This is a genomic window from Streptomyces sp. NPDC002138 (assembly GCF_040296485.1).
Taxonomy (GTDB): Bacteria; Actinomycetota; Actinomycetes; order Streptomycetales; family Streptomycetaceae; genus Streptomyces.
This window is the reverse complement of sequence record NZ_JBEOXE010000034.1, coordinates 22,027-36,083: the sequence shown is the minus strand read 5'-3', so window position 1 is coordinate 36,083 and position 14,057 is coordinate 22,027. Positions and strand designations below refer to the sequence as shown.

12 protein-coding genes are annotated in these 14,057 nt (G+C 72.2%); 2 read left to right on the top strand and 10 right to left on the bottom strand.

What is annotated here, in order from left to right; all coding sequences use genetic code 11:
• Nucleotides 1-250 precede the first annotated feature (250 nt).
• The 3 genes from ABT084_RS22245 to ABT084_RS22235 form a co-directional block, all read right to left on the bottom strand.
• Nucleotides 251-2,092 carry an NHL domain-containing thioredoxin family protein gene (locus tag ABT084_RS22245; protein WP_351046564.1) on the bottom strand — a complete coding sequence of 614 codons (1,842 nt, stop codon included), beginning with the start codon at nt 2,090-2,092 and terminating at the stop codon, nt 251-253.
• A gap of 307 nt (nt 2,093-2,399) precedes the next feature.
• The gene (locus ABT084_RS22240; RefSeq protein ID WP_351046561.1) at nt 2,400-3,974 is read right to left on the bottom strand and encodes a recombinase family protein; all 1,575 of its coding nucleotides are present in this window, start codon (nt 3,972-3,974) and stop codon (nt 2,400-2,402) included.
• 76 nt (nt 3,975-4,050) lie between these two features.
• On the bottom strand, nt 4,051-4,872 hold the full coding sequence (locus ABT084_RS22235) for an ATP-grasp domain-containing protein (RefSeq protein ID WP_351046558.1): 822 nt from the start codon (nt 4,870-4,872) through the stop codon (nt 4,051-4,053).
• 32 nt (nt 4,873-4,904) lie between these two features.
• On the opposite strand from ABT084_RS22235, the gene ABT084_RS22230 reads away from it, so the two are divergent.
• Entirely contained in the window at nt 4,905-5,441 is a 537-nt protein-coding gene (locus ABT084_RS22230; RefSeq protein WP_351046556.1) for an LURP-one-related/scramblase family protein, read from the top strand.
• Between the two features lie 100 nt (nt 5,442-5,541).
• On the opposite strand, the gene ABT084_RS22225 is transcribed toward ABT084_RS22230, so the two are convergent.
• The gene (locus ABT084_RS22225; protein WP_351046554.1) at nt 5,542-6,354 is read right to left on the bottom strand and encodes a carbon-nitrogen family hydrolase; all 813 of its coding nucleotides are present in this window, start codon (nt 6,352-6,354) and stop codon (nt 5,542-5,544) included.
• 151 nt (nt 6,355-6,505) lie between these two features.
• Between ABT084_RS22225 and ABT084_RS22220 the strand changes: the two genes are divergently transcribed.
• The gene (locus ABT084_RS22220; RefSeq protein WP_351046551.1) at nt 6,506-7,333 is read left to right on the top strand and encodes a maleylpyruvate isomerase family mycothiol-dependent enzyme; all 828 of its coding nucleotides are present in this window, start codon (nt 6,506-6,508) and stop codon (nt 7,331-7,333) included.
• 52 nt (nt 7,334-7,385) lie between these two features.
• Here the strand turns inward: ABT084_RS22220 and ABT084_RS22215 are convergent, their stop codons facing one another.
• The 6 genes from ABT084_RS22215 to ABT084_RS22190 form a co-directional block, all read right to left on the bottom strand.
• Nucleotides 7,386-8,786 (bottom strand): MFS transporter, encoded by a 1,401-nt coding sequence (locus ABT084_RS22215; RefSeq protein ID WP_351046548.1) that lies wholly within the window; start codon nt 8,784-8,786, stop codon nt 7,386-7,388.
• Nucleotides 8,783-9,433 carry a GntR family transcriptional regulator gene (locus ABT084_RS22210; RefSeq protein ID WP_351046545.1) on the bottom strand — a complete coding sequence of 217 codons (651 nt, stop codon included), beginning with the start codon at nt 9,431-9,433 and terminating at the stop codon, nt 8,783-8,785. The genes ABT084_RS22215 and ABT084_RS22210 overlap by 4 nt, the downstream gene beginning before the upstream one ends.
• A gap of 173 nt (nt 9,434-9,606) precedes the next feature.
• Nucleotides 9,607-9,924 (bottom strand): protease inhibitor I42 family protein, encoded by a 318-nt coding sequence (locus ABT084_RS22205; RefSeq protein ID WP_351046542.1) that lies wholly within the window; start codon nt 9,922-9,924, stop codon nt 9,607-9,609.
• A gap of 29 nt (nt 9,925-9,953) precedes the next feature.
• Nucleotides 9,954-11,897 carry a C1 family peptidase gene (locus ABT084_RS22200; protein WP_351046539.1) on the bottom strand — a complete coding sequence of 648 codons (1,944 nt, stop codon included), beginning with the start codon at nt 11,895-11,897 and terminating at the stop codon, nt 9,954-9,956.
• Nucleotides 11,898-12,106: 209 nt separating this feature from the next.
• Nucleotides 12,107-12,973 carry a hypothetical protein gene (locus ABT084_RS22195; RefSeq protein ID WP_351046537.1) on the bottom strand — a complete coding sequence of 289 codons (867 nt, stop codon included), beginning with the start codon at nt 12,971-12,973 and terminating at the stop codon, nt 12,107-12,109.
• Between the two features lie 209 nt (nt 12,974-13,182).
• Complete coding sequence (locus ABT084_RS22190; protein WP_351046534.1) at nt 13,183-13,947, bottom strand: hypothetical protein; 765 nt, start codon at nt 13,945-13,947, stop codon at nt 13,183-13,185.
• Between the last annotated feature and the right edge of the window lie 110 nt (nt 13,948-14,057).

Here is a 14,057-nt window from a genome sequence, read left to right as displayed (position 1 = left end):
CTCGCCGGGGGCGCGATTCAGCCTCGCCGGCGTTTGAGGCGCCCCCGGAGGGCAGAGCCAGCCGCAGGCGCCTACCGGTCCGGACCCACATCCGTCCCCTCCGGGGGCGCCTCAAACGCCGGCGAGGCTGAGAATGGCCCGCCCGGAGCGCGACCGCCGGCGAGGCTGGATGTGGCCCGCCCGGAGGACGCCCCCCGGCGAGGCTGGATGTGGCCCGCCTGGAGGACGCCCCCCGGCGAGGCGCAGCGGGTCAGGCGTCCAGGCCCGCCAGGACCAGGGGGAGGCGGGTGGCGCCGCCCGGGGTGACCCGGACCGGCACGCCCCAGTCCTGCTGGTGCATGTGGCAGGCGGGGTACTCGTTCGCCGGATCGTCGTCACAGGACGCCGCCATCGCAGACACGTGCAGCACGCCCTCGGCGACCCCGTCGGCCAGGACCAGCTCCCGGAACAGGTCCGTACCCTGCCCCGCCCCCTCCGCCAGCAGCTCCGGCGGGGTGGAGGAGACCTGGAGCCGGGTGGAGGGCCCGTAGCGGTCGTCCAGCTTCTGCCCGGCCGGGGCCTGGAAGACCACGTCCAGCCGGAGCGTGCCCGGCGCGACCTCGGTGGCCGCCCGCCGCGTCCGGTGCGCGACCGACTCGACGCGGACGGCCTCCTCCGGCAGCCGCAGCCGGGTCAGCCGGTGCCGCGCGGACTCCACGACCAGGATGTCCTCCCCGACCAGCACGGCGTCGCTGGGCTCCCGCAGATCGGTGGCCAGGGTGCTGACCTCCCCGCTCGCGGGGTCGTAGCGGCGCAGGGCGTGGTTGTAGGTGTCGCAGACCGCCACCGAGCCGTCCGGCAGGGCGGTGACCCCGAGCGGGTGCTGGAGCAGGGCCTGCTCCGCCGCCCCGTCCCGGTGCCCGAAGTCGAACAGCCCACTGCCGACCGCGGTCTTGATCAGATACCCCGCCCCGTCCGCCGCGGGCTCCACGTACCGCAGCGCACTCGTCTCGGAGTCGGCGATCCACAGCCGCTCCCCGGCCGCCGCGAGCCCCGAGGGCTGCGCGAACCAGGCCTCGGCGGCGGGCCCGTCGACCAGCCCCTCGTTGGTGGTGCCGGCCGCCACCCCGACGGTGTCGGTCTCCGGGTCCCAGGTCCACAGCTGGTGCACACCGGCCATGGCGATCCACACCCGCCCCCGCCACCAGGCCACGTCCCACGGCGAGGACAGGTCCACCTCGCGCGCGGGCCCGGCGGTCGGCGAGCCCTGCCACCACTGGCGGCCCGTACCGGCGACGGTCTCCACGGCCCCCGTGGCCGGGTCGAGGACGCGCAGCGCGTGGTTGACGGTGTCCGCTACCACGACCCGGCCGTCGGGCAGCAGCGCGAGGCCCTGCGGCTCGCTGAAGGCGTCCGGCCCGAAGCCGCGCTCGCCGCTGCCGATCCGGCGCACGACGCTCTCGCCGTCGGCGGCCAGCTCCACCAGCTGGTGCCGGGTCGAGTCGGACACCAGGACGTTCCCTGAGGGCAGCACGAGCGCCTTGCCCGGGAAGCGCAGGTCGGTGGCGACCGGCTCCGGAGCCACGTACGGCCCGTCCCCGCGCCGCAGCGTCCCCTTCTCCGCGTGCTCCGCCTCCAGCTCCTCGACGAGGCGCGCGATGGCGTGCGCGTGGCCCTCGCCCGCGTGCTGCCCGACGATGTACCCCTCGGGGTCGATCACGACGAGCGTGGGCCAGGCGCGGACGGCGTACTGCTTCCAGGTGGCCAGCTCGGGATCGTCGAGGACGGGGTGGTGCACCCCGTAACGCTCGACGGCGTCGACGACGGCCTGGTGCTCGGCCTCGTGCACGAACTTCGGCGAGTGCACGCCGATGATCACGACGGTGTCCCGGTGCTTCTCCTCCAGCTCGCGCAGCTCGTCCAGGACGTGCAGGCAGTTGATGCAGCAGAAGGTCCAAAAATCCAAGATCAATGTGCGACCTCGGAAGTCGGCGAGCTTCAGGTCCTTCCCGCCGGTATTGATCCAGCCACCCTTGCCGATCAGCTCGGGGGCACGGACACGGGCACGGCGGGGCGCGGGCGCGGGGGTGGGCGCCGGGGCAGCTTCGTTCATGTTTCAAGCTTGCCATTGACCCATGAACACCGGATCACAACCGTACGACGCCGTTGCCCCGCGCAGCCATGGGATCCGCTCCACCACGGCGACCTCCCGCGCCACACGCCTGGCACCACGCCCGGATGTCATCAGCGGACGGCGGTGTGCGCCTTCCGAGCTGGGGCCGGGGTCGGGATGGTGACCACAGCGCAACTTCGCGCCGACGCTCGGGCCGCCCCAGTGACGAAGTGACCGAATGACGTTTGGTTCTATTCCATCCATAGAGACTCAGAACATCTCTTAGGGAGGTAATGAACTTCGACCGTCATTCCGTCACTTCGTCACCCGCTGACTCCTCCTCAGCACCGCTTCTCGTCGCCCAGACGATCCGGCAGCGCTCGTCGCCATCGAACCTCACGCCCACCCTGCCTCGCCGAACCTCCACTCGATCGATTGCGAGGCCAAGACGTTCACGCCTTCCGGCCGCATCGTCGGCTTCCCAAGCCTCACGTAGCAGGCCCGCATCCAGGAGAGGAGAGATGTCCACGGAAGGGGTCGGCATCCGCAGTAGGTCCGCGCGCAGCCCCTCGATCCGGGTACGAAGGCGTCCGGCGAGCCGGTTGTACCGGTCGATCGCGTCTGCGCCGGTGAACTCGCCACGGACGTACCTGGCCTCCTCCAGGTCCGCCAGACGGGCCCCCTCGTCCGCGATCTCCGCCTCGATCGCGTCCCGCTTCGCGAAAACCTCGGGTTCCTCCCTCTGTACCCAGCGATCGGCGATCACGGCGAGCAGCGGGTCCTGAGGCTCCAGGGAAGGCAGGCGCGAGAGGAACGCCCGGGTCACGTAGTCGTCGATGCTCTCCACCCGAGCCGAGACGCCGGAGCATCCTCGCCCCATCCGGTGGCTGGAGCACTGGTACGACGTGCCGGCCTTACTCATCCGTGCCCCACAGAGCCCACAACGCGCTATGCCGGTGAGCAAGGACTTCCCTTGCTTGTGGCCGTGCCGCTTACCCGCCAAAGGGAACGTGCGCGCTTCAAGCTGGCGGAGGATGAGTTCGCGCTCCCCGACCGTGATGATCCCCTCACCGATGCTCACGGTCTCCAGCGTCTCCGGGTCTCGGTAGGGAGAGACCCGGTTCATGTACTTGCGTGTCCCGTCCGGCTGCTCCTCGTACTCGGTCTGCGGCATGAGACCGGCGAAGGCCGGTGAACGAAGGAGTTGCATGACGCTGGACGAGTTCCACTCGCCTCCGCGGGCGGACTCCACCCCGTGCTCGTTCAGCAGCCGGGCGATGTGGACGAGCGCCCTCCCGGACAGCGCTTCGTCGGCGATCAGGCGGGCGTAAACGGCGGTCTCGGGGTCGTGGACGAGCTTCTTCGCCTCCGGGTCCACCAGCAGCCCGTAAGGCGGCTGTCCGCCGATCCACTGGCCCCGCTGCCGTAGGTACCGCTTGGCGTTGCCGACGCGCACCCCAAGGTTGCGGGACTCGTTGCGCGCCAGTTCCGCCAGCATCGCGATGGTGACGCGGGCGCTGTCGTTCTTCGTGTCGAGGCCGTCCATGACGGAAACCAGCCGTCCGCCGACCCGGCCTATGTCGTCCAGCGCCTTGCCGACCTCGCCGATGCCCTTGCGGGACAGGCGGTCGAGCTTCCAGACGATCAGAATGCCCACGACGCCGGCCGTGGCTGCTGTGATCGCTGCATCGAACCCCTTGCGGCTGACGTTCTTGTAACCGGAACGTCCACGGTCGATGTGGATCTTGCGGACGGTCAGTCCGTTGCGCTCCGCCCATGCGCGGCAGTCGGCTTCCTGGCGGTCGATCGCCGTCTTGCCGTCCCGATCCAGGGACAGGCGCAAGTACAGGTCAGCAGTTGTGTGTTGGTGCACCTTCCCCACGCTAGCGAGAGTGCTCACATTGGTTCAGGAAATCCAGAAATCGAGGATGCCGATACGTCCTCGCAGGTAGGTGCCATCAGCCCAGGAAGGACCGGAGCGAGGCCTTCAGGGCCGTCACGAAGGCGTCACGGACGGGCTCCGGGAGCAGGTCGAGGGAGAGGTACGGGTTGAGGTCCTCCAGCTCGACCAGGAGGAGTGCGCCCGACGGGGCGCGGCAGGCGTCGACCCGCTGGATGCCGTGGGAGAGGGTGTTCCAGCCGATGAAGGCGCGGGCGAAGTCCAGGTCGGCGGGGGTGGGCTCGTACGGCTCCAGTTCCCAGCGGCGGGCCGGGTCGGGCGCGTACAGGGCGTACTGGAAGGCGTCGTCGACGAAATAGAACGACACCTCGTACGCGAAGTCGATCCGCGGCTGGACCAGCAGCGCCCCCGGGGCCGCCCCCTCGCGCGCCAGGTACGCGGCCGGGTCGGCGGTGAAGGCCAGGCCGATCGAGTCGGCGCCCTGGCGGGGTTTGACGGCGTACTCGGCCACCTGCGGCAGGAGGTGCAGGTCGGCCGGGTCGTCGACCGTGGGTATCACCGGATAATCGGCCCGGGTGAGGTCCAGGAGGTACTGCTTGCCCGCCATGTCGGCGCGGCCGGTGAGCGGGTTGTAGACCCGGGTGCCGGTGGCGAGGGCCCGGGCGCGGAAGGCGTCGTAAGCCTCCTGGTGGTGCAGGACGGGCCCGCTGTTGCGGACGATCACGGCGTCGAAGGCGGGCATCAGGGCCTGCGCGTCGAGCGGGTGGCACAGCGCCAGGGTGAAGTCCTCCCGCAGCCGCGAGGTGAGGAAGACGTCCTCGTCGCCGTAGCGGCGGCCGCGCGCCGGGTACGCCAGGTCGGTCACATAGAGCAGAGGCATGGCGGCAACCTATCGCGGGCAGCGATGACGGTATGAAATACCTGGTTCGGGACAAAGTGCTGGGCATCGGCGACGACTACTGGGTCGAGGACGAGGCGGGTCGGCACGCCTTCCTGGTCGACGGCAAGGCGCTGCGCGTCCGCGACACCCTGGAGCTCAAGGACCCGGACGGCCGGATCCTGATCACGCTGCGGGAGAAGATGTTCAGCTTCCGCGACGCGATGACCCTCGAACGGGACGGGCAGAAGCTCGCCGTCATCCGCAAGAAGCGGTTCTCGCTGCTGCGCAACCACTACCGCGTGACGCTGTCGGAGGGGACCGAGCTGGACGTCAGCGGGCGGATCCTGGACCGCGAGTTCAAGGTCGAGTACGAGGGCGAGCTGCTGTCGCTGATCTCGCGCCAGTGGTACCGGATCCGCGAGACGTACGCCGTGGACGTCATCCGGGAGGAGGTGGACGCGGCGCTGCTGCTGGCGGTGGCGGTGTGCGTGATCCGGATGGCGGAGAAGGAGCGCGAGGAGCGGGACGAGGAACGGAACGAGGAGCGTGAGCGTGAGCGGGACGGGTGAGGGCCGCGGGCGCGGAGCGAGGCGGGCGAGGGCCGGGGCGGGTCAGGGCCGGGGCGGGTGAGGGCCGGGGCGCGGCCGGCGCTCACCCACCGGGCGGCGGCTACGCCGTGGCCCAGGAGCCCTGGGCCGGGGGCCGGATGCCGAGCATCCGGTCCTTGAGCGCCGGGAACTGCTCCCGGGTCTCCGCGACCTTCGCCGGGTCGATGTCCACGGTCAGCACCTGCTCGCCCGGGCCCGCCTCGGCGATCACCTCGCCCCACGGGTCCACCACCAGGCTGTGTCCCGCCTGCTCGACCCCGGCGTGCGTCCCGGCGGTGCAGCAGGCGAGGACGTACGCCTGGTCCTCGACGGCGCGCGCCCGGTTCAGCAGGGTCCAGTGCGCGCGGCGGCGGGCGGGCCAGCCCGCGGCGACCACCAGGGTCTGCGCGCCCGCGTCGACCAGGCCGCGGAAGAGCTCCGGGAAGCGCAGGTCGTAGCAGGTGGCGATGCCGAGCACGGTCTGCGGCAGGGTGACGGTGGTCAGGGAGCCGCCCGCCGCCATCAGCACGGCCTCGCCCTGGTCGAAACCGAAGCGGTGGATCTTGCGGTAGGTGGCCGCCAGCTCGCCCTCGGGGGACAGCACGAGGGTGGTGTTGTAGAGGGAGCCGTCACCGGCGCGTTCCACGACCGAGCCCGCGTGCAGCCAGACCCCGGCGTCGCGCGCCGCCTTCGACATCACCTCGTAGGTGGGGCCGTCCAGCGGCTCGGCCTCCGTCTCGAACTGCTCGTACGAGAAGGCGCCCACGCCCCACAGCTCCGGCAGCACCACCAGGTCGGAGCCGCTCTGTTCACGGACGAGGTCCGCCACTCGGGCGCGTCGGGAAACCACCGACTCGCCCTCGTTCACCGCGATTTGGATCAGGGAGGCGCGCACACTACCACCGTTCTGGCATTCAAGCCGTCAACTCGGGGCCTACGATCGTCACACGAAAGCACTGCCGGGGTGCTCACAGGCAGCGTAACTTTGAGAACGCCGTCGCCAACCAGTCCACAACGCGCCACTGAACAGCACGCGAGGGGTCCCGTTGACCGTCCATCCCAGCCTTCAGCCCTATGTCGATGCGTGGACCCACTCCATCGAGGCGATATCCGAGCTGGTCCTTCCGTTGGCGGAGGCCGAGTGGAACCGGGCGACCCCGTGCCCCGGCTGGTCGGTCCGTGACGTCGTGTCACACATCATCGGCATCGAATGTGAGCAGCTCGGCGACCCGCGCCCGATCCACACGCTGCCGCGCGACCTGCGCCACGTGGTGGATGAGTTCACCCGGTACATGGAGGTGCAGGTGGACATACGGCGCCACCACACCGCCCCCGAGATGACCTCGGAGCTGGAGTACACCGTCATCCGCCGGATGCGGCAGCTGCGCAACGAGAAGCGGGATCCGGCCACCACGCTGGTGCGCGGACCGCTGGGCGAGCAGACGACGCTGGAGCTGGCGCTGCGGCTGCGGGCCTTCGACGTGTGGATCCACGAACAGGACCTGCGGGCCGCGCTCGGCGTACCGGGCAACTGGGACTCGCCCGGCGCGGTGGTGGCCCGGGACCTGCTGCTGGCGGGCCTGCCGAAGGTCGTCGCGAAGGGCGCGGGCGCCCCGGCCGGGTCGGCGGTCGTCCTGGATGTGCACGGGGCCCTGGAATTCATGCGGACGGTCCGGATGGACGCCGAAGGCCGCGGCACGATCGACAGCGCCCCGTCGCTGGGCCCGGCGGTGACCCTGACGATGGACTGGGAAACGTACGTCCGCCTGGCCGCGGGCCGCGGCCGCTGGCGGCCCTTGGCGGACCGCGTCAAGGTGGAAGGCGACCCGGACCTGGCGGAAGCGATCCTGTCCCACTTCGCGGTAACCCCGTAGCGGGGGCGGCTACGGGACCCGGGCGAACTCGGCCTCGCCGGCGGAACGCCCGTCAGACCTCCGCCGAAGCCGAAGCCGGAGCCGAAGCCGAAGCCGGAGCCGGGACCGGGGCGGAGCCGGCGGCCAGGCCGGAGCCGGCGGCCGCCACCCCGACCCCAAGCCCCCGCTCCCGCTCCCGCCCCAACGCCCGCCCCCGCAACCGCAGAATCTGCGAAACCCCCACAACCTCCAGCACGAACACGGACGAGAACGCGATCCGGAAATCCTCCCCGGTCACATCCAGCAGCACCCCCACCACCAACAAGGTCGTCATCGACGCGATGAAACCCCCCATGTTGGTGATCCCGGAGGCCGTCCCCTGCCGCGCGGCCGGATTCGCCGGCCGCGCGAAGTCGAACCCGATCATCGACGCCGGCCCACACGTCCCCAGCACCACGCACAACGCCACCAGCAGCCACATCGGCGCCCGCTCCCCCGGATACACCAGCACCGCCCCCCACAGCAGCGCCGTCACCCCCACCGTGCCGAGCGCCAGCGGAATCCGCGCGGACTGCCGACGCCCCACCAGCTGCCCGTACAGCAGCCCGAACCCCATGTTCGCGACCACGATCAGCGTCAGCAGCCCACCCGCACCGCTCCGCGACAGCCCCTGCGCCTCGATCAGGAACGGCATCCCCCACAGCAGCAGGAACACCATCGCCGGGAACTGCGTCGTGAAGTGCACCCACAGCCCGAGCCGCGTCCCCGGCTCACGCCAGGACTCCGCGATCTGGCGGCGTACGTAGCCCCCCTCGCCCCGCACCACCGGCGGCGGCGCGTGCCCCTCGGGGTGGTCGCGCAGGAACAGCACCAGCGGAACCAGCACCACCAGCCCCGCCACCGCGCTGCCCGCGAAGGCCGGGACCCAGCCCACCCCGTGCAGTACGGGCGCCAGCACCAGCGTGGAGACGAGGTTGCCCGCCATGCCCACCAGCCCGGCGAGCTGCGCCATCAGCGGCGCCCGCCGCGCGGGGAACCAGCGGGTGCCCAGCCGCAGTACGGAGATGAAGGTCATCGCATCGCCGCAGCCCAGCAGGGCGCGCGCGGCGAGCGCCGTCCCGTAGGACGGGGAGAGCGCGAAGCCGATCTGTCCGGCGGTGAAGAGGACCGCGCCGAGCGTGAGCACCTTCTTCGTGCCGAGCCGGTCCACCAGCAGGCCGACGGGTATCTGCATGCCCGCGTACACGAGCAGCTGGAGCAGCGAGAAGGTGGACAGCGCCGAGGCGTTCACGTGGAAACGGTCGGCGGCGTCCAGACCGGCGACGCCGAGGCTGGTGCGGAAGATGACGGCGACGAAGTAGACGGCGACGCCGATGGACCAGACGAAGACGGCACGGCGGCCGCCCGGCGGGTCCTTCGGTACGTGCGGAAGCTGCGGCGGGGCCGGCTGCTGGGCCGGGTCCGGAGCGCTCATCGCGCGTCACCCCGGACCAGGGCCGCGACCCGCCCGACGTGGCCGCGTACCGCCGCGGCCGCGCTCTCGGCGTCCCCCGCGCGCAGCGCGTCGAGGATCTCGGTGTGTTCGGCGAGGGTCTTCGCGATCCGTTCGGGGTGCGCGTGCAGCAGCGCGACGCCCATGCGCAGCTGCCGGTCGCGCAGCTGGTCGTAGAGCCGGGACAGGATCTGGTTGCCGGCGCTGCGGACGATCTCGGCGTGGAAGCAGCGGTCGGCGGCGATCAGCGCGGCGAGGTCGCCGGTGCCGGCGTGCCGGCGCTGCTCCTCGATCAGGTCCTCGAGGCGCTCCAGCAGGGCCGGGGGCGCCGGGACGGCCCGCCGGACGGTGAACTCCTCGACCAGCAGCCGGGTCTCGACGACGTCCGCGATCTCCTGCGCGGAGACGGCCAGGACCAGCGCGCCCTTCTTCGGGTAGAGCTTGATCAGTCCCTCCGTCTCCAGCCGCAGCAGCGCCTCGCGCACGGGCGTGCGCGACACCCCGACCGCGTCGGCGAGCTCCCCCTCGGTGAGAAGCGTCCCGCCTTCGTAGCGGCGCTCGAGCACGCCGTTCTTGACGTGCTGGTAGACGCGTTCGGCGGCCGTGGGCGCGAGGGTGACGGATGACATGCGCACAGCATAGATACAACACAGGTACAACCCCCCACCCGGTCCACCATATGGACCCGCCCCCAGCCACCTCAGCCATTTCAGTCGGCCCGGCGATTGAGGGCCCGCCGGAGGCACCGCGCGGCACGCGCCCACAGGCCCAGCCATCTCAGCCCGCCGGGAGGCCGAATCGGCTACGGGGCGGTGACTTCGACCTCCAGGACGAACTCGTCGTACGGGGCCTCCTCGGGGTACGGCGGCCGGACCTGGGCGAAGCGGACCCGGGCCCGCCCCCCGACCCGCCGCCCGCGCACGACGTACGTCCGCTCCACCACACCCCCCGGCACCACGGCCGCCGGGCCGGGACCCGGCGCGGCCACCCCCTCGTCCACCTCCACCGCGTCCGCGTCACCACTCACCCGCCAGGTCCACACGTACCCCCGCGCCCCCCGCCCCGCGAGCCGCACCGTGTACGCCTCACCGGCCCGGAGGGCCACCGTCCGTACCTCCACCGGCCCCTCCGCTCACATCGCCGCACCCCTCAGGCGGGACCGATCACCGGCCCCTCGTGCCATCCCGCGCCATCGCGCCAGTAGTGCTGGAGCTGCCGGTCGGTGCGCAGGACGATGACCTCCAGATTGAACCCGAAGCTGCCCTGCAGCATCCCGGTGACCGCGAGCGCGTCGTGGCCGAAGACCGCGCTGCGGACCCAGGCCGCCCCCGCCGTGTTGCCCCGCCACCAGTGCTCGACCCGGCCGCCCGCCGCCACGCACAGCTCGTAGTTCCCGGCCGTGTCCTCGTCGGTGGCCCCGTACTGGCCCTCGATCAGGCAGGGCGCGGAGGTGATCCCGGTGCCGAACAGCTCGCCCGCGCGCCACACGAAGCCGTTCGGATCGTCGCGCCACCACAGCTGCATGCGCCCGTCCGTGCGGGTGGCGACCAGGTCGAGGTGGCGGCCGCGGGTCTGCACCAGCGCGGGCCCGTAGTGGGCTATGCCCGAGCCGAAGCGGCCCCCGTCGTTCCAGGTCCAGGGCGAACCGTTGATCCGCCACCAGTGGTTGAGCCGTCCGTCGGCGGTCCGCAGGACCACCTCGAAGTTGCCGGGCTTCCCGTAGTCGCTCTGGATGAACCCCGGGGTGGTGCCGGACGCCGCGTCGGACGGACCGAAGAGGCCCGCGTCGCGCCAGGTGCCGCCGGACTGGTCGTAGAACCAGTGGTGCAGCCGCCCACCGGTGGTGACGTGCACCGACTCCAGATTCCGGTTGTACGTCGTGCTCGTGAAGGCCGGCAGCCCGGACGCGTCACTGCCGAAGGCCGCGGCGCGGGCCCACGGGAAGGGCGCGTCCCCCTCGCGCCACCAGTGCTGGATCCGGCCGCCGCCGGTCGTCGCGAGCATCTCGAAATTGCGGTGCGCGCGGCCGTTCCCGCTCTCGAAGATGTTCCCCGTGTGCAGGCGGCGCTTGGTCCACGGGTCGGCGTTGGTGCCGCGCAGCCCGCACTTGGCCCAGTAGTCGATCTTCACCTCGCCGTACGCGATCCGCCCGTAGCCGCCCACGTGGTAGCCGGTGCCCCAGGAGTTCTTGAAGATCCAGCACCCGGCGGCGTCGTCGTAGCCGACGATCAGCACGCAGTGGCCGCCCGCGAAGTGGTCGCTGGTGCGCCGGTACACGCCCGCGCCGAGCCCGAAGAAGTCGTCGTAGACGTCGAAGCAGGCGGTCAGCGGGCCGACCGTGTCCAGCCAGACCTTCTGCTGTTCCACGTCGCCGAGGCGGACGTAGTCGGTGATGCGCGTGGTCCGCCCGGACCGGTCCCAACTGGGCGTGTAGTCCGCCCGCCACGCGTCGCGGCGGTCGGCGGGCACGGACGGCGGCGGGGTCGTGTACGGATAGCAGTCCGGGTCGCAGATGCCGCCGTTGACCTTGATCCAGTCCAGGGCGGTCTCGGGGTTGCTGCCCTGGCCGCAGCTGAACTTCAGGCCGTCGTGGACGTCGCCCTCCGAGCGCTTGGCCCACACGGCGTGCTCGATCCGCGCCATCGACTCGACGAGGCCGGTCGCGCCGAAGGCCCAGCAGGAGCCGCACGGGTTCTGGTCCTTGACCTTGGTGATCCACGGCCAGCCCCACCGGCTGCGCCAGTCGACGGCCGCGGGCCGGGCGCCGACGACCGGCGGCTCCGTCTCGGGCAGCAGGCCGTGCGCGGCGCGGCGCCGGGTGAGGTGGGGGTTCGCGCTCTCGCGGCCGATGAGCGCCCGCAGGTCCACCCCGCCCGCCTCGGCGGCGGTCGTGAGGTTCGCGCCCGGCTCCAGGCCCAGCGAGGGCCGTGGCACCGGCTCGTCGTCGGCGAGATGCTCGCTCACGGACCAGGTGGCCCCGGCGGCGGCGAGCGCCGCCCGCAGTTCCCCGGCGAGCTGGACGCGTTCGGTGCGGTGGCGCGCGTGGTCCGTGGTGCGGTCGTGGTCATCGTGCTGGTCGGACTGCTCCGGCATACCGGTCCCCCCGATGCCTCGGTACGGATGCGAGGTCCCGGAGCGTCCATCCGGCGGGCGCCACCGTCAAGGGGGGCCGCGCGGTGGCACCGGGGCACGGGGGGAGCACCCGCCGCGGGCGTACCCACGGGCGGTCGGCCGCCGGCCCCCGGTGTTCCGCGACACGGCGGAAGGCACCGGGGATCCGGGACCGGGCGGGCGCGGTGCCGCTACTCGAGGGGCTGCGCGGGAGCCTGGGCGGGCAGGCCGCCGGTCAGGACCGCCGAGACGAGGGCGGCCAGGGAGGTGACGACGTCGGTCGACTTGTTCGTGGCGTTGGTGCCCGAGGCCTTCAGGACGCCGTCGACGGCCTTCTTGAGGTTCTCGACGGCGGTGGCGATCAGGTCCACCTGACCGGCATTCGCCCCCCGGAAGGCCGCCGGCTTCGCGGGCGCGGCCACCGGCGGCGCGACGGGCAGCTTCGGCGCCTCCACCGGGAGCTTGGGCGCCTCCACGGGCAGCTTCGGCGCCTCAACGGGCGCCTTCGGGGCCTCGACCGGCAGCTTGGGCGCGTCGACCGGAGTCTTCGGGACGTCCACCGGAGTCTTCGGCACGTCGACCGGGGTCTTCGGGACGTCCACGGGCGTCTTCGGGACGTCCACCGGAGTCTTCGGCACGTCGACCGGGGTCTTCGGCACGTCCACCGGGGTCTTCGGGGTGTCCTTGGGCGTGTCGGCCGGGGGCTTCGGGAGGTCCGCCGGCGGCTGGGGGACGTTCGCCGCGGCCTTCGGCAGCTTGGCGACGGCGTCCTCGATCGCCGTCTTCAGCTTGACCGCGTCGGCCTGCGGGATCTTGCCGCCGGGGGCCTTGAGCACGGCACCGAGGAGATCGGCGACCGGCTTGAACACTCCCTCGACTGCGCTGAGGGACGCGACCTGCTGCTGCAGGGCTTCCGCCGCCGGGGTGGGGGCCTGGTACGTGCCGGAGGCGACGGCTTTGTGCGAGGTCAGGGTGACCGCCCCGGCGACGCCGGAGGACACGGTCAGCAGGGACGCGCAGAGGACAGCGGGAACGGTGTATCGGGTGAAGCGGCGCAACGTACTCTCCTGTCGGAATGCGATGACGGCACGGGAAGTACCGCCGCTACCCACTCACTGACAGCGCTTCGGGTCGCGCAACTTGAGCCCCGGTGGCCCCCATGGGGACACGCCGTGCAACTGGCTCACCCGCCGCCGTGACCAGCGCAGACGCCGTCACCCTCGTGCGGTGCTGCACCCTCGTGAACCCCGGGGGACCCGAACACACGTCAGGGAAGCCGCGGCCGGACCGCCGACCACGCGTCCACGGCCGCCCCCAGCGGGTCCTCCGCCGCCAGGTGCGGCCGGGCCAGGGCCAGCCACGGCAGCAGGTTCTTGATCCGGCGAAGGTGCAGGATGCGGGCCTTCGGCAGGTCGCGCCAGGAGAGGGCCTCGCGGGCCGCCGCGCCGGGGGTCATGTCGATCAGGGCCAGCAGATCCCGGCAGAGCGCCGCCGGGTCACCGCCGGGCCCGGGGCCGAACTGCTGGATCAGATAGCCGCGTACGGCCGCCTCCTCGGCGGCGGCCACCAGCGCGTCCTCCCCCGTCCAGGCGGCCTTGCGCCGGGTCGCCGCCACCGCCACCCGCCCCCAGCGCAGCCGCACCCCGTCCGGCAGCCGGTCCGCCCGGGCCCGGCCCACGGCCAGCGCGTGCAGCTCCAGCGGGCGGGGGTCGTCGTCCAGCGGCGGACCGGTGGCCAGCCAGGCTTCCAGCTCTTCGAGCGCGTGCCCGTCGGGCGGCACCGACGTCAGCACCTGCCCCCGGGTGAGCAGGGCGACCACGGCCCCCGTCAGGTGCACCTTCGCCACGTGCCCCGCGTCGAAGAAGCCCACGGTGCGTCCGTGGCGCTCGATCCGGCGCAGCACGAGCCTCGACTCCCCCGCCGCGTAGACCTGCCCGGCCCGCGCCACACCGCCTATGCAGCGCACCACGCACACACCACCGGACACGTCCGCCTCTTCGACGGAGTACACCTGCAACTCGGCGATCGACACCCCGGGCCCCCTTCTCCGGCGGCACGCTACCGCGTCGACGCACGCCCGGGGCCGCTGTTCCGGTACGACGCCCAGGTAGCCGACGTTGCGATGGCAGGGGGGCCGGGAGG

What these genes read in the sequence shown, in the direction of transcription:
- ABT084_RS22215 (WP_351046548.1), bottom strand. Translation starts at nt 8,786, where the DNA reads ATGAGCGCTCCGGACCCGGCCCAGCAGCCGGCCCCGCCGCAGCTTCCG.
- ABT084_RS22230 (WP_351046556.1), top strand. Translation starts at nt 4,905, where the DNA reads ATGAAATACCTGGTTCGGGACAAAGTGCTGGGCATCGGCGACGACTAC.
- ABT084_RS22200 (WP_351046539.1), bottom strand. Translation starts at nt 11,897, where the DNA reads ATGCCGGAGCAGTCCGACCAGCACGATGACCACGACCGCACCACGGAC.
- ABT084_RS22245 (WP_351046564.1), bottom strand. Translation starts at nt 2,092, where the DNA reads ATGAACGAAGCTGCCCCGGCGCCCACCCCCGCGCCCGCGCCCCGCCGT.
- ABT084_RS22210 (WP_351046545.1), bottom strand. Translation starts at nt 9,433, where the DNA reads ATGTCATCCGTCACCCTCGCGCCCACGGCCGCCGAACGCGTCTACCAG.
- ABT084_RS22235 (WP_351046558.1), bottom strand. Translation starts at nt 4,872, where the DNA reads ATGCCTCTGCTCTATGTGACCGACCTGGCGTACCCGGCGCGCGGCCGC.